This window comes from Desulfamplus magnetovallimortis (assembly GCF_900170035.1).
GTDB lineage: Bacteria > Desulfobacterota > Desulfobacteria > Desulfobacterales > Desulfobacteraceae > Desulfamplus > Desulfamplus magnetovallimortis.
Map to the genome: position 1 here is coordinate 1 of NZ_LT828560.1, position 24,573 is coordinate 24,573.

15 protein-coding genes are annotated in these 24,573 nt (G+C 44.2%); all 15 read right to left on the bottom strand.

Translation table 11 applies throughout. From position 1 onward, the window contains the following. Positions 1-85: 85 nt before the first annotated feature. Positions 86-871, bottom strand: coding sequence for a hypothetical protein (locus MTBBW1_RS23480; RefSeq protein WP_080808152.1), 786 nt, complete (start codon positions 869-871; stop codon positions 86-88). A gap of 222 nt (positions 872-1,093) precedes the next feature. Further along, positions 1,094-2,326, bottom strand: a complete 1,233-nt coding sequence (locus MTBBW1_RS23485) for a glycosyltransferase family 4 protein (RefSeq protein WP_080808155.1) — start codon at positions 2,324-2,326, stop codon at positions 1,094-1,096. A 327-nt stretch (positions 2,327-2,653) separates the two neighbouring features. Then, positions 2,654-4,306, bottom strand: coding sequence for a glycosyltransferase family 4 protein (locus MTBBW1_RS23490; protein WP_080808158.1), 1,653 nt, complete (start codon positions 4,304-4,306; stop codon positions 2,654-2,656). Continuing rightward, positions 4,306-5,115 carry a class I SAM-dependent methyltransferase gene (locus tag MTBBW1_RS23495; RefSeq protein ID WP_080808162.1) on the bottom strand — a complete coding sequence of 270 codons (810 nt, stop codon included), beginning with the start codon at positions 5,113-5,115 and terminating at the stop codon, positions 4,306-4,308. The genes MTBBW1_RS23490 and MTBBW1_RS23495 overlap by 1 nt, the downstream gene beginning before the upstream one ends. Further along, positions 5,112-5,723, bottom strand: a complete 612-nt coding sequence (locus tag MTBBW1_RS23500) for a class I SAM-dependent methyltransferase (protein ID WP_080808166.1) — start codon at positions 5,721-5,723, stop codon at positions 5,112-5,114. The genes MTBBW1_RS23495 and MTBBW1_RS23500 overlap by 4 nt, the downstream gene beginning before the upstream one ends. Positions 5,724-6,153: 430 nt before the next feature. Then, on the bottom strand, positions 6,154-10,365 hold the full coding sequence (locus MTBBW1_RS23505) for a beta strand repeat-containing protein (RefSeq protein WP_080808169.1): 4,212 nt from the start codon (positions 10,363-10,365) through the stop codon (positions 6,154-6,156). Between the two features lie 121 nt (positions 10,366-10,486). Continuing rightward, positions 10,487-11,317, bottom strand: coding sequence for a hypothetical protein (locus MTBBW1_RS23510; protein ID WP_080808172.1), 831 nt, complete (start codon positions 11,315-11,317; stop codon positions 10,487-10,489). 181 nt (positions 11,318-11,498) lie between these two features. Continuing rightward, positions 11,499-16,385 carry an Ig-like domain-containing protein gene (locus MTBBW1_RS23515; RefSeq protein WP_080808175.1) on the bottom strand — a complete coding sequence of 1,629 codons (4,887 nt, stop codon included), beginning with the start codon at positions 16,383-16,385 and terminating at the stop codon, positions 11,499-11,501. 408 nt (positions 16,386-16,793) lie between these two features. Next, entirely contained in the window at positions 16,794-18,122 is a 1,329-nt protein-coding gene (locus MTBBW1_RS23520; RefSeq protein WP_080808179.1) for an HlyD family type I secretion periplasmic adaptor subunit, read from the bottom strand. Position 18,123: 1 nt separating this feature from the next. Then, the gene (locus MTBBW1_RS23525; protein WP_080808181.1) at positions 18,124-19,995 is read right to left on the bottom strand and encodes a type I secretion system permease/ATPase; all 1,872 of its coding nucleotides are present in this window, start codon (positions 19,993-19,995) and stop codon (positions 18,124-18,126) included. Positions 19,996-20,097: 102 nt separating this feature from the next. Then, positions 20,098-20,367 carry a type II toxin-antitoxin system RelE family toxin gene (locus MTBBW1_RS23530; RefSeq protein ID WP_080808186.1) on the bottom strand — a complete coding sequence of 90 codons (270 nt, stop codon included), beginning with the start codon at positions 20,365-20,367 and terminating at the stop codon, positions 20,098-20,100. A 2-nt stretch (positions 20,368-20,369) separates the two neighbouring features. Then, positions 20,370-20,636 carry a type II toxin-antitoxin system prevent-host-death family antitoxin gene (locus MTBBW1_RS23535; protein ID WP_080808190.1) on the bottom strand — a complete coding sequence of 89 codons (267 nt, stop codon included), beginning with the start codon at positions 20,634-20,636 and terminating at the stop codon, positions 20,370-20,372. Positions 20,637-20,815: 179 nt separating this feature from the next. Beyond that, entirely contained in the window at positions 20,816-22,213 is a 1,398-nt protein-coding gene (locus MTBBW1_RS23540; RefSeq protein ID WP_186441671.1) for a TolC family protein, read from the bottom strand. 14 nt (positions 22,214-22,227) lie between these two features. Beyond that, positions 22,228-22,974, bottom strand: coding sequence for a SapC family protein (locus MTBBW1_RS23545; protein ID WP_080808198.1), 747 nt, complete (start codon positions 22,972-22,974; stop codon positions 22,228-22,230). Positions 22,975-23,415: 441 nt separating this feature from the next. Further along, entirely contained in the window at positions 23,416-24,513 is a 1,098-nt protein-coding gene (locus tag MTBBW1_RS23550; protein WP_080808203.1) for a hypothetical protein, read from the bottom strand. Between the last annotated feature and the right edge of the window lie 60 nt (positions 24,514-24,573).

Here is a 24,573-nt window from a genome sequence, read left to right on the forward strand (position 1 = left end):
AAAAACAAAGCTTAAAATGGCAATAACAAAATCAAACGGGGACAGTACATGCATTATGTATCTGTCCCTGTCGCCTTTTTTACCCTTAAACAAGCTGAAATGCATTAAAGCCAATATAAGCCTCAAAAGCTGCCTCTGTCTCTCCGACTACATCTTCAGAATTCATGACTCCAATCAATGTAACAACATTAACCGTATCTCCATCAGCAACATAAGATATACGCATATCATCCCCATCATGGGAAAAAAAATAATCTCCGTCTGAAGCATTGGAAACCTGTATAACATCATCCAATGCAAAACCGGAAATTTCAACATTGTTTCCCACTGTGGCATCGTCAGTAAAAACAAAGCTGCCCAAAGAAGCATCAATTTCCACGGGACTTTCTGAATAATGTCCCTGATCAATCGACATTGTTACCTGATCCAGCTCATCTACTGTTCCATCATCATTAATTGTTCCGGCAATTCCTGAAACAACATCCATTCCCTGAACTTGAGAAGGGTCAACACCAAAGGCTGTCATAGTGGCTTCAAAGTCGTTTGCAAATCCACCCTCCTGTGGATTAAAGGGATCACTGCCTCCACCAAAAACAAAACTGAATGACGACATATCTCCGAGTATCTGCAGCACTCCACCAGAAGCATATGTCAATTCAACACCAGAACTGAAAAATCTGGATCCCGCAATCACCGCTTCCCCCAATACCACAACATTACTACCTGAAGAGTCCTGGATTCTAACATCTTCCGTCAAATTAGGATTAACTGTATAAGTATCGTTTCCACCCATTCCTCTGTATTCTTCGTAATCGTCCCCGGCCGTTACCGTAAAATTATTATTTCCTTGTGTTCCAAATGATATAGCCATTAGCCTCTCCTTTTCATTTTTAAAAGCAACTATAAACTCTTTAATCTATTATTAACGTCAGTCTAAATCAATCATAGTATTTTTAAGGCAACTCAAAACACAATATATTGTGGCAGATCCAAATATTACTATTCTTAAGCTTTATTTGAAAGTCTCCATAAAGTATTGTTATATAAAGACTTTCATGCATCGTTGTGATGTTCTCTCAATCATGAGGGTTTATTAAAAAAGCAATCCTTCCACCCAATCAAGTTGTTTTGGCAAACAAACACGTTTAAGATCATAATTTTCAATTGCAAACTGCCGTGCATTTTTTGACAGACGATGCCGTACCGAAGGCTCATCAAGCAAAGAACAAACCTCCTTTGCAAAGCCATCTGAATCGAAAAAATTCACCAGACGACCATTCACGTCATGCTCAATTGCCTCATGCAAAGGAAGAGTATCACTTGCAACAACAGCACAACCAGCGCTCATGGCTTCAAGAAGACTCCAGGACAATACAAAAGGATATGTCAAATAGACGTGAACCGCAGATAACTGCAAAAGCGGAATAAAATGCTGGTAGGGAATGGTTCCCAAAAAATGAATTCTATTCCAGTCTTCATCGCTTATTTGAGGCCTTACTTCCTCGGCAAAGAGATCTTTCCATGTCCGTCCGTCAGGAGGTCTCGCGCCATAACTTACACCGTCACCTCCAACTATCAGGATATGAGCTTTAGGACGCTTAGACAATATCTCCGGCAAAGAACGCATAAAAATATGATACCCGCGATAAGGTTCCAGATTCCGATTGACAAAAGTAATAATTTCATCATTCTTTGTCAGGGTGATACAGCCATTAAGAGTTATGCTCACATCCGGATTAGGCCTCACAGCATCCGTATCAATTCCATCATGGATCACGGTGATCTTTTTTCTAAAAAATTCCGGAAAGGTACTTGCCTGCCAATGAGTAGGGCTGATGCCGGCATCGGCAACATCAAAATGAAGCTTATTGTTCAGGTTTTTAAGGTGTAAACGGCACACATCCCCGGGATCGTTGGCTGGAAATTCCGCATCGAAGCCAACATCTGCCCCCTCTGGGTGATAATAAAATTCGCAAAAGATACCCAGAACAGCCTTTGGCCACACCTCTTTTATAAACAGACTCTCTCCCCAGCCGTGATGAGCAATGATCACATCAGGAACAAAATCTTGTGCCTTTAGCTGCAGTGATGCCCTAAAACATGCTTCGCCGCGTATGACTTTGGTCTCGAAATCACTTACCCAGGGATGAACGTCTTGAGAGGTGCCCCGCATGGCAGCATAGGGTATCAACCGGATACCTTGCCAGGTTGAACTTTCACATTTTTGCATGGTCATGGCCACCACAGTATGACCCTTTTCCGCAAGAGCTGGAGCCAAAAACTTGAACTGACCTGGAAAATTCTGATGAATAAAAAGTATTTTCATGAAAAAAACATACTCCCTGTCAATGCAACAGACTATTTACACATAGTGCTCTGTCAAATCTTAATTTTAGGGTTAATTCTATTAATAGAGCACCCTAAATCTTAGTCTTGACGAAGCAATAGTGCTCTGTCAAAGCTTAATTTTGGGTTAATTCTATTAATAGAGTACCCTAAATCTTAGTCTTGACGAAGCAATAGTCATAAATTCCACTATGCTTTTTCATACTTACTCCAAAGAATTTAGCTGAAGTGGCTGATAAAAAGCAAATGATGACTTACGCCGAGCTGTTCTATAGCATTGCCAGTTATGACGATAGCAGTTGCGATTTTATGGATAAATCTTCAATAAGCCAAGCTTCAGCAGCCAAATCAGGTTACGAAAAACAAAAGGCTGACGTTGTAAAGCAACACCAGCAACAATCTCAACAGCTCTCCTTGGACTGTCAGCAGCAGCAATCAGCACAGAGCGAACCTCATCATCGGTTAGAAGAATATCCCTGGCATAGTCGATCATGGTCAATTTCCGCAAGGCTATAGCGCGATTAAAAGCCGTTTCTGCATCATTATCCACCAGGCCCAGCAAAGTGTTTTCGGTCAAAGTATTAGTAGGATAATTGCCAAAAGCATGAAAGGGATCCATCCTGGCAGGCCAGGGACGGGAAAGGTTTGGAAGATTTATGGCTTGAACTGCCCTTATTTCATTCAATCTGTTCCACAAAGCTTCGTATTGGGGAATGATAACAGACCAGTCATAATGTTTTATTGCCCGGTCACGACCAGCGTCTCCCATCTTACGGCGCAGTTCAGTTGACTGAAACAGACTAATGAAAGCCTTTGCCGCAGCCTCAACTTCAACTGCCACCAAGGAGCAGGTATGACCGCAGTACATGTCGTATGTGTCAATGTCCAGGGCATGGCGAAAGGCCAGATCTCCACCCAGGCCGCTACCTGGCATCAGTGTTGGAATGCAAAAACCGTCAATACCGTCCCGTACAGTGTCTCTATAACCGTCCCAGTCACTCACCACCACAGGCAAACCTGCGGCCATGGCCTCTATGGGAACAATACCAAAGGTCTCCTGAATGTTGTCCGAAAGAGAACAGAATATGTCCGCACCAGCCCATGCTGCATGCCTGTCTTCAGCCTTTCTGCCGTCAAGGGTAATGACCCGAACGCTGGGGCAGACAAGTCTTGCGGCCTCTTCATATGCCCTGGCAATGTACTCATTGGCGTGCCAGCCGCACTCCACCAGCACGACATCCTTGCCGCTCTTTTGTACAGCTTTTTCCAGAGCCTGATACATAGCCAGAGGATGTGCCTTGGCATGGAATGAAAGCCGTCCCATGAATAGAACCACCAGGGATTCGCTCGTCACTCTAAGTATTTTTCGAGCTTCTAATTTTTTTTGCTCTGTAAACACAAAATCCTGGGTATTTATACCTAAAGGAATTATTGGCAATTGAGGCAGCACCATACGGGCTATCCCCAGCCTAGAATTCAGGTAATCAACCTGTGCCTGTAAAAGCCGCTCCACGTTATTTTTAACTGCCGTGCTGGTGCAGATTAGTGCATCCCAGGGCTGCACAGGTTCTGTTATCAAGGCGGTCAAAGCATCCATGGAGGCTGCACTTGAGGTGGTGTGGGTAATACCGCACAGGCTCCATAAGCCATGACCAAAAAATGCACGGTGCAAGGAGTGTTTTCCAATACCAGGCCCCGGGTAATAGACAACCCCGATCTCTTTAAGAGCCGCCATACTGTTCCTGTCCACTACCTTGACAGTTTCTTTCCTGCCATAAAGCTGAAGCTTTTGAGCAAAATGTGAAGCATGCTCGGTTTTTTGTACCTTTACCCAGAATTCCTTAGTTTGGCTGTGAGCAAAAAATCCCCGCAAAAAAGATTCCCCTGCGGCATTGCGACCCATTAATCTTGGGCCTGTGGTGGTGTATGCCTCGGGATGGTAAAAAATACAGGCATTCATTAAGATTTCTCCAATGCTTTCATAACCAGCCACGGAGTCGGGCCTGACCGCCACTCCCAGGTTGCCAGAAGCTGATCCAGATGTGCAAGATTATTAAACCAGTCTGGTGCGTGTCCAAGTTGACGCTGCCCATTATCCTGTACCAGAACTATCCTGTGGCTATCCTTAAAACGGCGGATCATTTCCATGGTAATACCCGGAATCAGGCACTCATGAGACTCCAGAATGATATCCATGCCTTTTAATGCAGGCGATCCGGCTGGATCCAGAAGATCGCGCTCTCCGCCTTCAATATCACATAAAATAAGCACTTTCCGGTTAATGTAGTCTTTAAAATCTTCTTGCCTGAAAAGTCCTCCAACCTCTATCCTGTCAATAACGCCGTTTTTTGCGGCCAAAGCCTTACACTTTTCCCTTGCCCCCTCATCCACATCAAAAGCCATAACCCGTATATCCGGCATTTTAAGGGCAAACCCCACTGCATAGTAACCCTCGGCACAACCGATGTTGATAATTTTCTGATAAGGTGTTTGAAATGCCTCTTCAATAAAGGGGTGCAGGGGCTGTTCGTAACAGCCAAGCAATTTGGCTATATGGCACCCCTCAGAGGACTGGGCGAGGTAGTCCATCCCATGCAGAGGCCCCTCCATAACCACAGTGCCATTGTGCTGAAGCAGGGTATTCTGGATCAACACGCTGCGCCATTTTCCCAAAAGGCGAAGAAGATCGTTTAATCGGGATGGTTCATCGCGATAATCAGCACCTAACATCTCCTTAACCTGTTGGTTGACATGGGTATGCAGATTCATCTTACACTTCCAGGTATATGTCCGGAAGCCAAATATCGCATACCCTCTTCCGTCATTTCGCATTTACTGGCAACTGCCCAGATGTCAAAAAAGGGATTACCACGTCCTGTGGCTGCCACTGTTTTAAATCCAGATGCATGTAAAGAGCTGGAGAGAACCTTTTTGGTAAATCCGCAGCGATGGGCCATAAATAGATTTCCTTTGGCCATGGATGGCCTGTGGCCATAGAGAATATCCAGAGGAGCTATGGGGCCTGCCGGTGAAGAATAGGCAGGTTCAGTAAGTTTATCCTGGGCAATCAAGGCACACACCGATTGCAGATCCGGACAGGTGATAACAGCAAAACCATCTGGTTTAAGTACCCGCTTAAACTCTGCCAGGGCAGCAGGCACTTCATGGGGATAGAGATGTTCAATGTTGTGGCTGGAAAAGAGAGCATCCATTGATTCAGACATTACCATTGACATATCGGTCATGGTACCTGTAATATCAGGAGATACTTTTGGGTCTATATCTAACCGTACTTCCTCCCAGGCATCAGAATTAAAACCCGAAGTAGTGTTATTTTTTCGTTTTGAGCCACAGCCCACATGAAGAAACAGCTTCATAACTTCACTCCAACAAAATGATAAATAAAGTATTTATCAAAACTCATCCCATATCGAAATGATGGTTTAAGAAAATTTTTGTTTAAATCGGTTAATTGAAATTAATAAGCTCATTATTACCACAAAGCAACGCAAAAAAAAACAGACTTCAGAAACAAAAAAAGAGACATGCATTATTTAGCTGCCTCCTTCCTTTTGCTTCCCCCACTTTCTGAATCACTGATTACCACTGATTAAATGATTACACAGATTAAAAAATCAGTGAAATCCGTGCAATCAGGTTAAGCCGTGATTCAGACAAGAATAAGGGCACATGCATAATGTTCCTGTCCCTCTTCAAAGGTTTAATAAAAAAACCCCATCTCTATTATAATAATAGGGATGGGGTTTACGCAAATAAAAACTAATTTATACGACTATTAAAATTCAACTATACTACATCGCCAACAGCAAGAACGGTTGTACCCCTGTCAACGACACCAATCAATGTTAACTCAGCGGCCTGTAACACGTTGTCAGCACCATCATTCACAAATTCGTATACATATGAAGTTGTAGAGGAGCCTGCTGTCCAGTTCACGACAACTACAGAATCGTTGGCATTAGCTCCACTTGTGTCAGTACTAAAACGTTCTCCAAGATATGCGGCCACATTGGTTAGAGTAGTAGCTGTCATGTCTGCTTGATTCAACGTTGCAGCACCACCAGTTGTCAAATTGGCAGCTGCACCATTGAATGAGATATAATGAACAGTATCGCTAGCAGCCAATGTTGTTGACAAAGCTTGAGCAGCTGCTGCTGCTGTTATGGTTTGTCCGGCATTTAATCCACCCAAAAGACCACCAGTCTGAACATCCAAGTCATCCACAGTGGAAACAAAACCTGAAATGGTATCAACACCATTTGAAGCTGCTTCAAAAACAAAGTCATCTGCACCATCATCACCACTCAAGGTATCGTTTCCAACGCCACCTGTAATGGTGTCATCACCAATACCGCCTGAGATGCTGTCGTTTCCGATACCACCGAGCAATGCATCAGCTCCACCGCCACCGCTGATGGTGTCAGCACCGTTTCCACCGGTTAATGAATCTGCGGCAGAACCACCAGTGATGCTGTCTGTTCCAGTACCACCGGTAATAGTGGCAGCTGCAGTTTGAGGTCCGGTAAAGGTTCCATTGGCAGTACTTGTAGAAGCATTAACAAGCAATGTACCAGTGGATGTCGAGGCATCAACTGTAGCTAGATTAGCAGCACCAGCTATAGCATTGGTAATCGCTACGTTATTGCTTCCGGTTACTGTCAAACTGGTAAGATCCGCTGCATTCAAAGTGGTGATAGTTAGATTATCGCCAGCTGTTGTGCCGGTGTTAATGGCAAGTGTTTCCTCATCATCAACAGTCATTGTTGTAACAACCCTTGCTCCACCAGTAAGAGGTACAACATTCAAACTATTTGAGGACGTATCAATCAGACGAGCAAGACTGTAAACGTTTGCACCTGAAGTGGTAACCTGAACTGTATCCACAGAAGCAGATGCATTGGTGATGTTAACATTGCCTGCAACATTATAATTAATTCGGGTAAAACCGGGATTATTGGTGAACTGCTCCAGTCCCTGGTCCAATGCCGTATCAATCTGCAATGTCTCAAAACCGGTTACGCCGGCAGCGGTCGCGGCAGTAGCGGCTGCATCATAGATCAGGGTATCGGTTCCATCTCCACCAGCAAGGGTATCACCGGCAGTCAGTGTCGCCTGAATATCAACAATATCGTTACCTGCGCCGCCATCAATACTAACTGTCCCAGCAGCAACGGTTATAGTATCATTACCGTCATTACCTGTTACTGTATCGTTTCCACCAGCAGCAGTAATCTGGTCATTTCCGGCACCACCGTCGATGCTATCTGCACCGGTTCCACCTGTAATCGTATCAAGGCCAGCTCCACCAGCTACTGTGGAAGCAACTGTTGCATGACCAAGCAGCGTATCGTTATTACCAGTTCCGGTAATACTGACAGTTCCATTTGCTCCAGAGAATGTAGGTGCACCACCCATTGTAAGAGTAGCTGTTCCAGTCATACCGGAAGCATCAATGGTGAAAAGACCTGTGGAGTTTGATGTCGGGACACCAATGGTCAAAGGATTTGCACCTGTAAAATTCAATGTATTGGCACCAGTGGCACTGTCACCGTTAAATCCGATGGTTCCGAGAGTTTGCGCAACAGTAAAAGAAGCACCGGTATTAATGGTTGTGGTCTCAAATCCATTGATTACCAGATTCTGCCCATTAAGGTTATTTGTAGCAGAGGCAGTGTCTGTATCTCTATTGGTTATAGTCAGAGTGTCTGTTGTTGCTGTTCCGGTATCATTTACCGTCAAGGCACCACCAAGTTGTGCATTGGTAGCGGCAGTAGGTTCTGCAACACCAACGGTCTGTGCACCGGCGTTCATTGTTACTGTATATGCACCAGCAGTTCCATGGTCAAGTCTTACAGTGTCAATTGCGCTGCCGAATCGTGTTGCATTCAACGTAGCAGCAGCAGTACCTGCAACATTCATGGAAATCTGCTCAAAATTTGTGATATTGGTCATATCAGTGACCAGACCTTCGGCATTGGCAGCGGTCTGGATATCAAGCCTGTCAGTACCATCACCACCATTGATTGTATCGTTGTTATCAAGGTTATTAATGGCAATCATATCATTGCCTGCACCTGCATCGATACTTGAATTGGCAGCGTTGGCAGCAAATGTCAAGCTGTCAGCACCGGCACTTCCCATAACATTGAGAACAGTGGTCGCTGCAAATGGTGATGTCAATCCCAACGCACCTGTCATGCCTGATGCATCAATATTAACTACACTTGCCTCAAATGCATTAGTTACCTGAAGTCCCTGTGCTCCGGTTACATTCAAGGAAGTCAGCAAGCTGGTTCCTGCAGCATTTTGGGCTGTTACAGTTTGCAAAAAGTTGGTGTTACTGCCGGAAGACATCAGATTCAGGGTCTCAAGACCAGATGTATCTGTACCTGCCTGCTGTGCAATGGTAAGTGTAGGTCCACCAAGAGCATCAGACTGGGAATTGTTCAGATTCAGGGTAAATGAATTTGATCCAACCAGTGCGGCATTCTCAAAGTTCAGGGTTAAATCAGCGGATTGATCCTGAATTGTATAAGTAGTATCTGTTGTGGAATCAATATTCTGTATCGTTAATCCATTGGTTGAGTTACGAACGAGAATAGAGGTCATTCCAGTTGTATTTGCCAAGTCAAAAGTTGCTCCTGCTGTATCAATAAGTTCAGCGCTTTCAATACTGGCAAGGAAAGGAGCAATTGTAGTGGCAGCACCCAGGCCAGCCAACAGAAGGTCATCACCATCTCCACCGTTTAGATTATCGACAGAGGTAAGAGTTTGCTGTCCATTGGCATTAACTGAACCATCAAAAATATCATCTCCTGTGGTACCAATTTTCACATCAGAGCCTGTGGTCAGGAGAATTGTGTCACCGGCAGATTCGCCATCAATAACAGATGCAGTCTGGGAACCAATAAGTTGGAGATCGCCATCCAGGACAGAGAATTTCCATCCCTCAAGACCTTCTGTAGTACCGTCATCAGTTGCATTGATGGTAACGGTTTTGGATGTCTCGCCAACAGCAAAAGTTACCTGGCCAGATGCAGGTGAATAATCACCGGTTGACGCTGCAGTGGCTGCACCGTTAAGCGTGTCGCCAGTTACAGAATATGTCAAGGTGGTCTCTTCACTTACAGGGGTAGAAGAAGAGATTGTATAAACAATACCATTTCCTTCTACAACCGAGTTCGCAGAGGCAGATATGGAGAAAGTTGCCGGAGGCAGATCCATAAAATCAACTGCGGCAACGCCACCGCCGGAGATAGAGGTTCCATCCGGAGCATCGGAAAGTGTCAGTGAAAGACCTTCGCCGGTCTCATCAACACCGTCAATGGTGACAGGAACAGTAACCGTCTGTGTTGTTTCGCCGGCAATGAAAGTCAAAGTACCAGTTTCAGCCACAGCATCGGTGTCAGTACCAATCACAGCACCACCAACACCAGCCAGTGTATATGTAATATCGGCATCCGCAGCCAGTGCCTCACTTAATGTAACTGTAAAAACCGCACTTTCGCCTTCATATACTTCAGCTGCAGAAGCTGCCACCGAAAAAGAAGGTCCTGTTACACCAACTGTACCATCAGCATTAACAACACCTGAAACAGGTGCATCGGCAGGTGTCAGGCCAAGAGTAGCCGGATCAAGTCCAAAAGTTGTTACTGTTTCATCAAAAGACTGTCCTGTTCCACCGGAAACTGGATTGAAGGGGTCGGTTCCGCCACCATAGTAAAAGGTAAAATTGGACATATCTCCAAGTACCTGAAGTACACCACCAGATGCATAGGTAAACTGCGCGCCACCTGTAAAAAACTGGGCTAAAGCGATATCAGCCGTACCCAGCACAACTGTATTGATTCCATCGGAATCAGAGATTCGGACGGTGTCGGTAAGATTCGGATTCACATTATAGACATCATCTCCACCAAGGCCACGATACTCTTCAAAGTCGTCGCCGTTGGTAACTGTCATGGTTTGTGAACCTGGAGTACCAAATTGAATAGCCATATGCTTCTCTCCTAAAAATTAATTAATTTTGTTGCAAAATTCCATATTTCAAATCCAGCAGGAAACATGATTGTCCGACTGGACAAAACATCAAATTTAAGTTTTAGAATCAGTTTAAGGATTATACCACTTCGATCTGAACCGTCTCGGTGACCACTCCGGCAAGAATTACATCGGCTGACCCCACCGGGGACACTGTCCCGTCCTCACCCATCCATGGTACTAACGAAACCACTGTCTGAACAGGATCAAACGCATTGGGCGTCACCTGATAGCCAGAGGTCTGAAACTGAGTGAGGGTCGGCGGCGTTCCATCCTGATCTACAAAACGAATGATATCATGATCAGGGTCAAACCCTTCAATGGTGACAGCACCATCCAGTCCGACCATGGAGATATCGCCATAATTTCCTCCGGAATAGTCGCTGAAATCATAGAGAAAGATATCATCTTCTCCGGTTGCGGTATAATTTCCGCCCGCCACCATGGAAATCCCCTCTTCGCCTGAAGATTGCTGAACTGTTCCATCAGATTCAATGATCACGCCACCACCTTCTACAGGCGTAGTAGGAGACAAACCGGAAGGATCAACATTAAATGCCGTCACGGTATCTTCAAAGGTTTTGAGAACTCCCCCCTCCACCGGAGCAAAGGGATCACTCCCTCCGCCAAAGACAAATTCAATACTGGACATGTCCCCCAGCACTGTCAATTTGCCGCCCGTAGCATAAGTGAATTCGGCTCCACCTGAAAAAAAACGGGAAGAAGTTATCTCCGCCGCACCCAGAACAACTTTATCAGCACCACGAGAATCCGAGATTTTAACCGCTTCAGTCAAATTAGGATTGACATTATAGACATCATCTCCGCCAAGACCGCGATACTCTTCATACCCATCGGCATGGGTTACCGTAAAATTATTGTTTCCATCCGTACCGAAATTAATTGCCATTTCGTTCTCCCTTTGATTTACAAAGAAATTTAGTCTTTAAAGGACTCTATCCATCATAAGACATCGGTAAAGAATAGCCCCCCCTTTTCTCAACATAATATCGCTCGTTGTACGAACAGCATATATAAAAAAAGAGAGGGGAAGGAAAGGATCAACTATTTACAGATAAAAAGAGAGTACCTTAGGCAATCTCAAACGTTACAGCATCCACAACAATACCTGCAAGAACGATATCTGAAGCAACAGCTGCCTCATCACCGGCTGCACCCTGATATGGAATCAGCTCAACAACGGTTTCTCCATCAAAGCCGTTGGGGACAACGGCATAGCCATTGGCCTCGAAATCACCCTGTGCGGGTGGATTACCATCAGAATCAACAAAACGGATGATATCATTAGCAACATCAAAATTATTGATGGTCACAGTACCGTCTTCACCAACCATTGAGAGGGTGCCATAATTTCCGCCGGTCATGTCTGTAAAATCATAAACAAAAATATCAGCATCTGCGGTGGCCTCATAGGTACCGCCTGCCACCATTTCCACACCGTCTGAAGCAGCTGCTGCAGTGGTGAAGTTGAAAGTTGTAGCATCCATAACACCGGCAAACGCGTTACCTGCCATATCCTCTACTGCTGTGGGCTGCACCCTTACAAAATAGTCTGTACCGGCATCCAGATCAGCAGCTGGATTCAGGGTTACTGTGGCGCCATCAAAAACTGCATTCGCAGCCGAAATAGTTGCAACAGGAGCTGTTGTGTCAGCTGCATCAAATATAGCAAATGCTCCAGCACCTGCCTGAACATCCTCATTAAATGTGAGAACAATATTTGCATCCACAGCAACATCTGTTGCATCATCTGCAGGAGTTGTACTTTCCAGAGTTGGAGCATCAGTATCTGGAGGCAGAGTAATGTTATCAACATCAGTTGAGAAGCTATCTGCATCATAGCCGTTAAGCTGAGTCTGAATTGCAAGAAGATCATTGCCATTTGTAGGATCAGTATAGGAAACAGATACCTCATCTCCTTCTACAACTGCCTCTGCAAGGGTCAGGACAACCATATCGTCAACCACAGTACGTGCAGTTACAGCAACATCATCATCTCCAACAGTAACAGCAAACGTATCAAGAGTAGGCTGGGCATCGGCAGCAAGAACAGAATCAAAGGTAAGGGTAATGGTATCACCATCCACAACTGCTGTTTCAAGAACAGGCGGTATTACCTCTTCACCGTTCATGATGATGTTTCCAGTAGCATCATCAGCTTTAACAACATAAAGGCCGCTCAAGTCAGTACCTGTTATATTGAGATTGCCACTTCCCTTAAGAATAATATTTACATCTGAAAGATCGCCGCCATCATCAATAATTGTCAATGTATGTTCCTCGTCTCCTGCAAAGGTGAAGCTTGGTATTGCAGCCAGAAGCGAAGCATTTATGGTAATTTCTGAGTATGCAATAGCAGCATCAACACCCTTGAAGTTAGTGTTGACATTGACAGTTGTGAGATCAAGAGAGCCATAAAAGGCAACAGTGTTGTCACCAGCACCAAGACTCAATGTGTTATCATATACAAGAGGTGTCAAGCCATCTGCATCTGTACCACCGGGCTGATCAGCATCAATCAAGCCATCGTTATCATCATCTTTATCATCAATCCAGTTAGCAACTTCATCCATATCAAACCCGGTGGTTGGATCTACAGCATACTTGCCATCCACATAGTTGCCGGCAATAACAACAACATCATCACCATCTCCGGTCTCAATAACATTTTCTCCTCTGCCAAGAAGCACATGAACATTGGATTTAGCTGTCAGTGTATTGGCCTGCAGATTAAGCTCGGACAAAGCACCATTGGTCAGATTGTCAACAGCCGCAACCTTGATGGTTTCAGACTGTGCCGAAGAAGAGGCATGGCTTGCATCAACCAGGGAATCAACAATTGCGTCTGTCAAGGTCATATTAACAAGCTGGGCATCCCCAAGATCATTCATTATACGTATAGTCTTGAAGTTGCTAACATTTGCAAGGTCGCCCACTGTAATTTCTGCATCGTTGTAAATTTCAAGTATATTGTTATTGGCATCATTTTGAACACCTACAAAATCAGCAGCATTCAAAGCAGCCCCACCTGCATCAAGCACACTGTCAGCAGCTGCCATAATAACAGCGTCTGCAATTGTCATCTGACCGGATGCAACATGCCACGCAAGGTCAGCATATGCAGATGATGGCTTGCCATCAACTGTTGCAACATAATCTGCAGCTGTGTAGGTCTGAACTACATTATTATCTCCGCCATTAAGAACACTTGCACCGCTCATTGTCACTTCATTGACCTGAAGGGTATTAACGGATTCATCACCGCCATCACCATTAGCACCATAGAAATCCACAAAATGAGAATCATCAAGGGCACGGATATTGATTGTAGCGTCGCTGTTGACAGCAGTTGTTAAATCACCATCATTATTTATAATAACGATTCTATCACCGGCATCTGTCTGGGAAACAAGCTTATTTGATATACCAAGCCTGTAGTCACCGGCTCCGGCAGTTCCAAGGCGGATGGCATCAACACCTGTAAGATATGTCCACTCAGTGGCATCCAGACCAATAACTTCTGTTGCACCCACATCACCATCAATAATAATGGTATCAAAACCATCACCCATGGCAACCTTGTCAGAAATATTTAGACCTGCTGTGAGGCGTGATGAATCAGTTACTCCAACAGCATCAAAAATCACAGTGTCATCACCGCTGCCTGTTGCGATATCCTGATTTTTCTCACCAACACGAACAATAAGATCCCCAACAAACTCAGATGCTTCAATTGTGGAAGCGACAATGCGCTCTGCTGCTCCGGCATCAATATCAGTATATATATACCCTGCTCCTGCTGCACTAACATAGCCAGTGTCGGCATAAGCAGCAGCAAATACCGAATCCTGATTAGCAACCGCAGTGTTTGAAAGCGTATTATTTGAAACAGCAAAATTATCAGGATCAACACCAAAACTGTCACCATTGGCATCCAGATTAAGATAAGTTCCTGCCACACCGGAATTAACAGTGATTGTTCCTGTATGCATTGCATACTGAGTCAACTCCACAGAGTTGGATTCGCTGTCAACATCTGTAAAGGTGATATTGGAAACACTATTTGTAGCATTGGCATTATTACCATCACTGTCAGCTGTAAGTGTAAAACTGAATCTTGGAACATTATTGACACCTTCTGCAATGGTGACACCGGCGGTATCCACACCATCGGCAACATCAAGGTCAATAATATTCTCATCCATTTCGTTGTCGCCGTTAACAGCTGCGGTGGCACCGCTGTGGAGAATTGTAATTGCTGTGGCTTCTGCGGCTGTGGCATTGTCAAGATTAAATGTGGCAGCACCAGCACCAGTCTCCAGATTCATAAGGGTAATTGTCTGATCTCCCTCAATCTGATCAAGATCCACAGTGAGAGTATCTGCAGCTGCAGCACCATCCACAGCCCTAATAACCTGAATAGCCTCAAAGCCTGTGGCCTGGGGGGTTGCACTGTTTTCAAAAAATGCTGTAGTTGCGCTATTGGCCATAACCAGAAGATCACCATCTCCGTCACCAACTGCAAGCGAATCATTTACCTGAACAGTATCGGAAATTCTAACTGTATCATTATTGACAGTACCTGTCAGAGAAAATGCCACAGAACCACTGGATGTACCATCAGGAGAAGCACCCATAATACCGGCATCAATAGTATAGTCCAGAGAGGCCTCAAGAGCAGATGCATCAACAGTTGTATAAGAACCTGCTGAATTAGCTACAGAGCCAATGGTCAAATTCTGATCACCTGTAATAATAAGTGATTGAATGGATTCGGTGGTCATCTGAGCCAGTGCATTGGCAGCACCTGTGGACTCCAGATTTATCACTTCGTAGCCCTGGGCAGCATTTACACCTTCTATCAAGAGTTGAGCAAGCTGAGCATTAGTCAAAGTAAGAGCAAGCTCATCAGCAGAGCCAGCCAACACACTATCAACGAATGTAGCATTGTAAGTTGATGTGGGAGAGTTTGAATTACTGATGGAAAGGCTTGTCAAAGGCGCCTGAATATTAACTGTACTTGCAGCCTCAGCATCATCAATACGGGAAGCATTAATGGTTGTCACACCAGTTGCGTCCTGAAGATCAAGAATCTGGGCATCATCATTAGTAAAAGCAATATTTATAGTCTCGATATCATTCAATGTAGGCATAATGTCCCAATCACCGGTATCGATGTCATTAACATATGTAAAGTTAAGAGTTGGATTCTCACCCGTACCTGTAAGAACATCATCATCATTGAGGGAATTCTTAGGATCATCACCCTCTACGTCCCACACACGCGGAGCATTGAAAATATTTGCGGTTGCAACATCAACGCCGTTTGAAAGAGTATATGTCTCAGCAACACCTTGAACAAGCTCGTCACCGGAAACCGCTATTGGATCCTGATCAAAACCATTGGCTGCAAATGCGTCTGCAAAATCGACATAGAGTGTCATCGGAGTCATATCAAACTGGGGCAGCACTTCCTGAAGCATATCAACAGTAATTTCCGCCCATGCATCGGGATTGGCATCATTGGCTGCAAGAAAATCCAGAAGAGCCTGGGCATAATCTGAATCATCAAATGCATTTGAAGGATTCACATTAAGAGCAGCGCCAACTTCAAGATAGTGCTCATATGCATTTCCACTCAAAGCTGCTGCGGCTGCGGCTGCCGGATCGGCATACATTGCTGTTTCATTGCCTTCATCGTCAGTCTCTGTAAGAGTTCCAAGATATACTGCATATGCAAGTTCGTACTCGCCTGCATCAAAATACATATTGGGGGACAATCCCATACTGTACCCATCAGACATGTAGTGTTCTTCTGCTGTCTGACCCTGATCTACCAACCACTCCTGAACATCAACTACAGTCTTTGGATTGCTTGACCACTCACTATAATTGGTCTTAAAGTAGTCCAGCAATGCATTTTCGTAGTATTCACTGTTAAATCCTGCTAATGTCATCTTAATTTCTCTCCTAAATGATTTTTGTTAAATGTAACGAAATTTTCAAGTTTCCATTTCATGGAATGGATAACCCTGATCCTTACGAAACCAAACCTTCACTTACCACTTTTTTTAATTATTAACTTTTAATTAATCAATTTTTCCAGCTTTTTCAAAAAATATAAAAAACCACACTGCATCATTTATGTCAATAAAAAAACGTCTCCTGAAATTGTAATGTGGCTTCCTTAATTAAAACTTGATAGATGCGAAGTCTATTCTGCAAATATCATTCCATTTGGCAAGCACAATAAAATTTTATTATCAAACCTGCTTTTTTTTTATAATTAAGCAGGTTTGACAGTTTCAGGCTGAATACATATCCACCATATTGGTCATTTCAAGCCAGAGTTGTGTCTTTACCTATTACAGTGTCTCTCTGAGGGACTGGTCAAGATTGAGCAAAATTGGCTCCACAAGATACTGCAAGAAAGTTCTCTTTTCTGTGGTGATAAAGCAGGTTGCGGGCATTCCCGGGGATAGCCATGCATCATGCTCGTCAAGATCTTTTTTATCAACAGATATATGCAGAACATAGGCAGACATAATCTGTCCTGTGGGCATTCTCTGCTCCACCCTGTCTGCGGATATATAAGAGACTTTCCCTGGTACCGGAGGAGTTGTAATACGGTTAAATGCCCCAAGCTGCACTTTAGTCTCCTGATCAATATATACCTGGGTTATCTTGTCCTGACGAAGTGTACACTCTATTATGAGGTCTGCATCATCAGGCACAATATCAAGGATCGGCTCCCCGGGACGAATAACTCCACCATGTTCGGAATGAACTGCCATGTTGAGCACCACACCTGAAACAGGGGCTCGGATGGAAAGGCGCTCATCAGCATCAATCTGTGGTGCAAGCTGCCTTCTTATCTGGAATATCTCATCCCGCACCTCGTTGAGCTGGGCTGCTGCCTCCTCACGGTAACTGTTTTCAAGGGAGAGGATGGAAAATTTTATCTCCTCAATGCTCTCCCCGATCTCGGCTATGAGCTGCTCAAGCCTTGCTTTCTGACCTGTCTGCTCGGCAAGCTGACGTTTCAGGGTTAAAACCTGTGCCTTGTCCATGTAACGCCCCTCCATGAGGGCCTCCTTGGCCTTTATCTCCTCCTCAAGGGATTCAATTATTCCGGCATTTGCCTCAACTTCCCGTTTTGTGCCCTTTGCCTTTTCTTGAAGCTGGCTGATGCGGGCTTTCTGGCTGCTTATGCGGCTTTCAAGGGATGTTTTTGCCTTTTCAAATAGATTTTTTTCCGAATTTATCCACTGCTCTATATCAGCATCATTGCCCTCAACTCCTTCGGGAATGGTCATATTTTTACGAAAATCCCTCTGGGCTTCAAGCCTTGCTGCCTCAATCTGCTTGGATGCAAGGCGGCCTTTAAGAAGTGCAACAGATGATGTTACCTGTGAGCTTCTAAGCTTTATCAAAACATCGCCTTTATTAACCCTGTCACCTTCCCTTACAAAAATCTGCTGAACAAGGCCACCTTCAAGATGCTGAACCGTCTTTTTCTCCTGTGAGACCTTAACAACACCCGGGGCAATAACAGCCCCGCTGAATGGCAGATAAGCTGCAACTCCGCCAAGGCCGCCAAAAAAGAGAAGTATAACAAAAAGACCGGCAAATATAACCCAGCCTGGCCTGACACGATATCTTCCTGTTTTTTTCTGCTTTAAATCTTTTTCCATGTCAGTTCAATATCCTTTTATTCAGATTGGCACCGGTTGTTGTAATCGTAGAGTTGGCGGGCTGAATCTGGTCTCCTCCCTGTGCTGCACTATTTGCTGACTGTGGGTTTTGTACATCTGTTTGCCGAGGCTTAAGTGTTGCCTGGTGGGGCTGTTGAGCTTGAACAGCAGAGTGAGGCTGTTGCACCACGGGCTGGGGTTGCTGTATGGGTTGGGCCTGGGGCACCTGGCCTGCAAGTGCCTGAAAAACCTCCTGCCTTGTTCCAAAACGTGCAACCTGCCCATACTGCATAACCATGACCTTGTCAACAGAGATCAAAATTGAAGGCTTGTGGGTGACAATTATAGTTGTCACTTTTTCCTGCTTCAAAAGAGCTATGGTCTGCATAAGAGCTCTTTCACCTGCCTCGTCAAGGTTGGAGTTTGGTTCATCCAGTACCACAAGCCTGGGGGAACCGTAAAGCGCCCTTGCAAGGGCCACACGCTGTCGTTGACCTCCGGAAAGAACCATGGAACCGGGAACACCTCCAACCATGGTATCATATCCATTGGGAAGATGGAGAATCATCTCGTGAAGCCCTGCCTTTTTGGCAGCTTTTATAACCTCATCGGAATCAACATCTCCAAGGCGTGCAATGTTTTGTGCAACTGTCCCTGGAAAAAGCTCCACATCCTGGGGAAGATAACCGATAAATTGGCCAAGATGTCCTTGATCCCACTGATAGACATCGGCACCGTCTAAGCGAACCTTACCGCCCATTGATGGCCAAATACCAAGAAGGACCCTGCTTAAGGTTGTTTTACCGGCAGCACTCGGGCCAATAAGCCCCATTACCTCCCCAGGGGCAAGGGCAAAGGTGATGTTACGCAGAAGATATGTTCCGTTTACAGCAAGGGTAACACCTTCCACATCAAGCTTTCCTGTTGGATCAGGTAAACCCATACCCTGCTTTGGAGTTGCCTTTTTCATAAGCTCTTTGAGGCGGTTATAGGCGGAACGCGCTTCAAGGGTCTGTTTCCATGTTGCCATGGCCTGGTCAACAGGAGCCAAAGCACGGCCCATAATAATGGAGGCTGCAATCATAACACCTGCCGTACACTGATTTTTCAGGGTAAGCCATGCGCCGACACCATAAATAATAACCTGCATACCCATGCGGAAACTCTGGGAGATCGCCTGCAAAAAACCTGCTGCATTGCTTGCCCTGGTCTGGAGAGCTATAACCTCGTCATTTAAAGTACTCCAGCGATCCTGGGCAGCTTCAAGCATTCCCATGGAACCAATGGATTCGCTGTTTCTTAAGCAAAGCGTGGTAAAATTTCCGGCACCGGCATTTATGGAGTTGGCTTTTTCAAGTCGCTTTCTTGTCAAAAGCTCCTGGGTGATACCAAGGAGAAAAACAAGAAAAACACCGCCTGTTGATATCATCCCAAGAATCGGGTGTACCATAAATACAAAAAGAAGATAGATGGGAACCCAGGGCATGTCAAAAAGGGCAAAAATGGCATTGCCGCCAAGGTAGTTTCTCAAAATGTTCACATCCCGAAGCCCTGCTGAATATCCTGATTTCTGGAGACTGCAACTATCTTTTAGCATCTCTGCAAAAACGGGAGATGCAAGGGTATGATCAATGTCAACACCTGCCATCACAAGAAGGCGGGAGCGCAGAAAGACAAGCATTGCATTAACCACAAGGGCAAAGATGGCAGCCACGGTAATTGTCATAAGGGTAGGCATGCTGTAGGAACTTAGTACCCTGTCATATATGGCAAGCATATAAACAGGAAATGTAAGTGCCAGAATATTGATAAAAAGGCTGAACAGTGCGGCAAAAAGAAAGTATTTTAGCCATTTTCTGATAAATTTAAGCATTTGTTTTATCTCTTGTTCACAACATGTTTGTTGTTATTTTTTAAAGGAATTCTACTGCAATGTCATAAACATGTTTGTTGTAAACATGTTTGTTGCTATTTTTTAAAGTAGTTCTGATGCAACGTCATAAACATCTCTTCGATGCCCAATGGCGCAAACAACAACTATCCTTTTTTCATTATCCACCTTATAAATTATCCTGTAGCGCTTTACTCTTAGGGAGTAAAATGATGCAAGGCAATCTTCAAGATGTTTTCCAAGCCAGGGATTATTATAAAGCTCCTTAGTTGCAGCCTTGATCTCTTTTCTAATATCAGGATGAAGAGAGTGAAACATTTCAGCAGCAACAGGGGTAAAGCTAACTCTATACAAAGTCAGAGTTCCTCTATATCAACAAGAGGCAAATTCTGTGACAACTCATATCCTGATTGATAAATCTGTCTCATGACATCAGAATCACCAAGCACAGACATAGTTTCGCACATTGACTCGTATTTTTTCATGGACATAAGGACAACCTCGGGCTTTCCATTAACGGTTATTCCAACAGCATTCATTCTATCCTTGCCTGAAATAAAACGAACAGCATCAAGCAATGAATCAGCATTGGCAGTAACCGAAATAAATCGGCTATTTTCCATATAGAAACCTCCATCACATAAAAAACTCGTCAGTAATAACTTCTATAAGTGACTACCAACCATAGTATTTTAATGGCAATTGACAACACAATATGTTGTGGCAGATATGAAAACTTACGACTCTTGAGCATAAAAAACATCAAAGTATAAAATAAAGGAGGGCAGTTGCAAAGCACTCCTTATTTCACAGGGGTTCCCATGAGAAAATCAAGCTCGGCTCTTGCAAGCTGATAATCAAGAAGCGCCTGGGCATGGCTTCCCCTTGCACGGGTTACCCTTACCTGGGCATCAAGAACCGATGCTATTGTTGCAATTCCTGCCTGAAATCTTCGGCTCTCCCTCTCATAATACTCATCTGCTGCAATCATACCCTCAAGGGCTGTTTTTGTCCTCTCTTGGGCTTCGGAAAGGGAAAAAAGAGCGGTTCTGATGCCGGTTCCAATATTGGATCGGATCTCCCTTATCTGCTCTTTTACTCTTTTCATCTCTATTCCGTACTTCTCCTTCTCCTGCCATGCCCTTCCCCCGTCAAAAAGGCTCCAGGAGAAGTTTACTCCTGCACTCCAGTAGGTGTTGTGCTGGTCATAGTTTGTCGCAACAGAAGCATCATCATAATCCTTGTCCTGGTCATAGAGGCCTGCATTAAGTTTTATGATGGGATGGTATTTTCCAAGTGCAATGTCTGCATCTTTTTCAAGCATCTCAAGCTGATGAACAAGGCTTTTAAGGTCTGATCGATTCTCAAAGGCAGCATCAATACAGGTATCTTCTGTCATACCAAACGGTATTTTGTAGTGATGAAGCCCGCCTGCAAAGGTTGTCTTTGAGTTATAGGGTTCATCCATCAGGGCAAAAAGATCAGAACGTTTCCTCTCAACTGTATTTTCAGCAATACTTAAATTTTGACGTGCGTCAGAAAGATCAACCCTTGCCTGAAGAACCTGGGCATAGGGTGCAAGCTCTTTTTCATAGAAGGCTTCCACAGTTGCTGCATCTGCCTCAAGACGCTTTACCGTATCCACGGCAACTGTCACATCCTCACGGGCTTTCATAAGCTCAAAAAAACGCACACGAAGATGATAGGCAAGCTTTGCCTCCATGTAATTGCGATCTTCAGCAATAGCAAGGGATCTGTCTGATGCCCTTCTCCATGTATTTTCTATTCGCCCCCCTGCATACAGTGTCTGGGAAAGAGAGAGAACAGCATCCCTTTTTATCTGATCAACATAATCGGGATCCGCGCTTCCTGAAGCATCAATACTGCTAAGTTGGGTATAGTTGCCGGATGCTGAAAGTGTTGGCAAAAAATCTGATCTTGCAACCTTAATATCCTGTCTTGCTGATTCAAGGGAGTATTGGGATGCTTTAAGAGTTGGATTGTTTGAAAGAACAATATCCAGACACTCATTGATGGTCAATACACGGGGGCCGGCTTCAAGAGTGCTTTTTGTATCTTCCCCAAGGGCAAATGCTGGTGAAAAGTCACTATCTGCCATTAGAGGAAATCCGGAAAAAAGAACAATAAGGATACCACCAAGTAGCGTATGGCAATATTTATTTTTCAATATGTTTTTCATTTTGAAAATTTCCATTACTGCTGTGCCATTGGAATACCTGCAATGGAGTTAAGATGTGCTGCAATAAGAGCAATAACACCCTTTCTTACCCAGTCAGCAAGAAGTGCATCATCAAGGGCATTGACTTTTTGCATATCAACCACACTAAAACCGCCAACAGGAACATTCTGGCCATTTACATTAAGCATAAAACTGCGCTCGGCAAGAACATCTTTTTCCCTCATTATTCTTACAAGAGCTGATGTTGTATTTATCTCTGTCTGAAGAGCCTTCAAAAATTCAAGCCTTTTGGTGACAAGATCGGTGAACTCCCCATTTGCAGTGAACATAAGCTCTCCCTGGGGGGCTGCAAAATGAGATGCGTCCCTGTCAATGCAGAGCAAAAATTTTTCTTCCCGTGCTTTTGCCGGGTCAGAATCTCCCGATGCTTTGCCACTGTTGCCGCCTTTGTCAGATTCTGGTGCATCTGCCATCCTGGCCAAAAGAAATGGATATCCTCTAAAATGGGCAGGCACATAGGGCACCTTCCAGTTTCCTTCAGGTGTTACAAATCCATTTTTTTCTTTTTCAAGGGACAAAATTGCAGCAGGAAGGCCAGCATCCTTCAAAAATACAATGGGATAAAATTTTGAGGCAACAGCTATTTCGGAAAAACTTAAAGGTGCAGTGGAAATTTTTTCAGCAAAACTGAAATTATTAACAGGGGTAAATCTTAAGTCCTGGTGATTATCTTTAGTCAATGGTTCTACTTTCTTAAACATTAAATAAGACTCCTTTTTAAAATAATATTATAAAAATTTCATCATTTTTCATTATTAACTTCTATAAATTGTCTGAATCAGGATACCCAGGATTAACAAGATAAAGCAGGATATCCATCTTGACCATCCTTTGCCTTTGCATCCTGATTATCATGATACAGACAAATGCAATCAATTCGAGTAAACAGGCTTGATTGATTACGTATCAATCACCCCCCAAATATAAAAATAATAGTCAATTTTACGGTAAACGGGCATGGCGGCCCTTCCGCCACCCCCTAACATGGAAATAATGTATCTATTTCCACGGTAAACGGACATGGCGGACGTTTCGCCACCCCCGAGCATGGAAATAATGTATCCATTTCCACGGTAAATTACCATATTTCGATTGCTAAAGAAAGCAACCGCTTACAGGAATTTTCTAACAAACTATTTGCATCAATGTTGCTGCTGCTGCCTCTCCCTTGCCCTCTGAATGGCCTGAAGAAATGGGTTGATACCCTGGGAGGGTGCCTGTCCGCCGTCACCATCCATGACAGCACTGTTATCCGCAGGTAATTCATCACTGTTTCCGGCGTTTTCAATGGTCTTCATGAATGGATTTGCAGAAGCAGGCTTTGTTCCTGATGAAGGTGCTAATCCCTGCTGATTGGATTGAGCAGAAGAAGCACCCGCAGAAGTTCCGGATTTTGTTCCATTAGCCACTGGCTGGGCACCCTGTGATTCACCATTTTTCTGGGATGGAAGAGCTGTGCCCTCAGAGAGATTTTCCACAGGCTCAGGTAGAGGTTCAGGGCGATCTGTGCGTTCCTGAAAAAGTCCAAGGCGTATATCCCTGTTTTCATGGGTCACAACAATGTAATTGGGAAAAACGTCTTTTAAAAGGTAGGATTCAATCATGTCACCAGAGTTATAAAGGGAGGCAGGTTCAGACTTACGCCCACGTTTTTTGTATCTTACAAGGGCTTTTTTTGATTCATGAGATATAACAATACCTGTAAGCTCTATCTCCTGTTTTATTTTTTTCAGCAAAAGATCATCAGGGCCGTTGTCATCATCAGAAGTAGCTATACCTTTTGATACAAGAGCGTTTTCTCCATCTGCATCCGGAGAAAAAAGATGTTTTTCAACCATGGGAATTGAGGGCTGCAACTCTTCTTCAAGATTATCTGTATCAGGTATATTATCCGATGATGTGTCAGAGCTTTCCACATTTGGAAGTGCATCATCCTGTTGATTATATCCCTTTTGATCTTCTTCCAGTTGATAATCCCCTATGGGATTGTCATCTTGTTGGTTATTCTCCAGACTAACCCCTTCTTCTTGTTGTTGATTATCCCGAGAAAGATGCGTTTCAAGGGTTTCGGAATTCTCAGCCTCTTCATTGAGTTCAGCAGCAACAGATTCGGCAGCAGCAGATAAAGTATCAGTATGAGCAAAAATCATAAAAAAAACAGTAACAAGAAAAAAAAGAGCCAAAAAAAAGGCTCCTTGAATTTTCATTTTTTCAGTCAACCCTGTTTTTTTAAAGTTCATGCAGTACAGCTCCTTGGTGCCACCGTAATATATCACCGGCACAGGGGTGAGTTTAAAGAA

Bases quoted from the DNA above. Each gene is read 5' to 3' on its own strand.
- MTBBW1_RS23535 (WP_080808190.1), bottom strand. From the start codon at position 20,636: ATGGAAAATAGCCGATTTATTTCGGTTACTGCCAATGCTGATTCATTG.
- MTBBW1_RS23480 (WP_080808152.1), bottom strand. From the start codon at position 871: ATGGCTATATCATTTGGAACACAAGGAAATAATAATTTTACGGTAACG.
- MTBBW1_RS23520 (WP_080808179.1), bottom strand. From the start codon at position 18,122: ATGGAAAAAGATTTAAAGCAGAAAAAAACAGGAAGATATCGTGTCAGG.
- MTBBW1_RS23505 (WP_080808169.1), bottom strand. From the start codon at position 10,365: ATGGCTATTCAATTTGGTACTCCAGGTTCACAAACCATGACAGTTACC.
- MTBBW1_RS23500 (WP_080808166.1), bottom strand. From the start codon at position 5,723: ATGAAGCTGTTTCTTCATGTGGGCTGTGGCTCAAAACGAAAAAATAAC.
- MTBBW1_RS23495 (WP_080808162.1), bottom strand. From the start codon at position 5,115: ATGAATCTGCATACCCATGTCAACCAACAGGTTAAGGAGATGTTAGGT.
- MTBBW1_RS23515 (WP_080808175.1), bottom strand. From the start codon at position 16,385: ATGACATTAGCAGGATTTAACAGTGAATACTACGAAAATGCATTGCTG.
- MTBBW1_RS23485 (WP_080808155.1), bottom strand. From the start codon at position 2,326: ATGAAAATACTTTTTATTCATCAGAATTTTCCAGGTCAGTTCAAGTTT.
- MTBBW1_RS23540 (WP_186441671.1), bottom strand. From the start codon at position 22,213: ATGAAAAACATATTGAAAAATAAATATTGCCATACGCTACTTGGTGGT.
- MTBBW1_RS23550 (WP_080808203.1), bottom strand. From the start codon at position 24,513: ATGAACTTTAAAAAAACAGGGTTGACTGAAAAAATGAAAATTCAAGGA.
- MTBBW1_RS23490 (WP_080808158.1), bottom strand. From the start codon at position 4,306: ATGAATGCCTGTATTTTTTACCATCCCGAGGCATACACCACCACAGGC.
- MTBBW1_RS23545 (WP_080808198.1), bottom strand. From the start codon at position 22,974: ATGTTTAAGAAAGTAGAACCATTGACTAAAGATAATCACCAGGACTTA.
- MTBBW1_RS23525 (WP_080808181.1), bottom strand. From the start codon at position 19,995: ATGCTTAAATTTATCAGAAAATGGCTAAAATACTTTCTTTTTGCCGCA.
- MTBBW1_RS23510 (WP_080808172.1), bottom strand. From the start codon at position 11,317: ATGGCAATTAATTTCGGTACGGATGGAAACAATAATTTTACGGTAACC.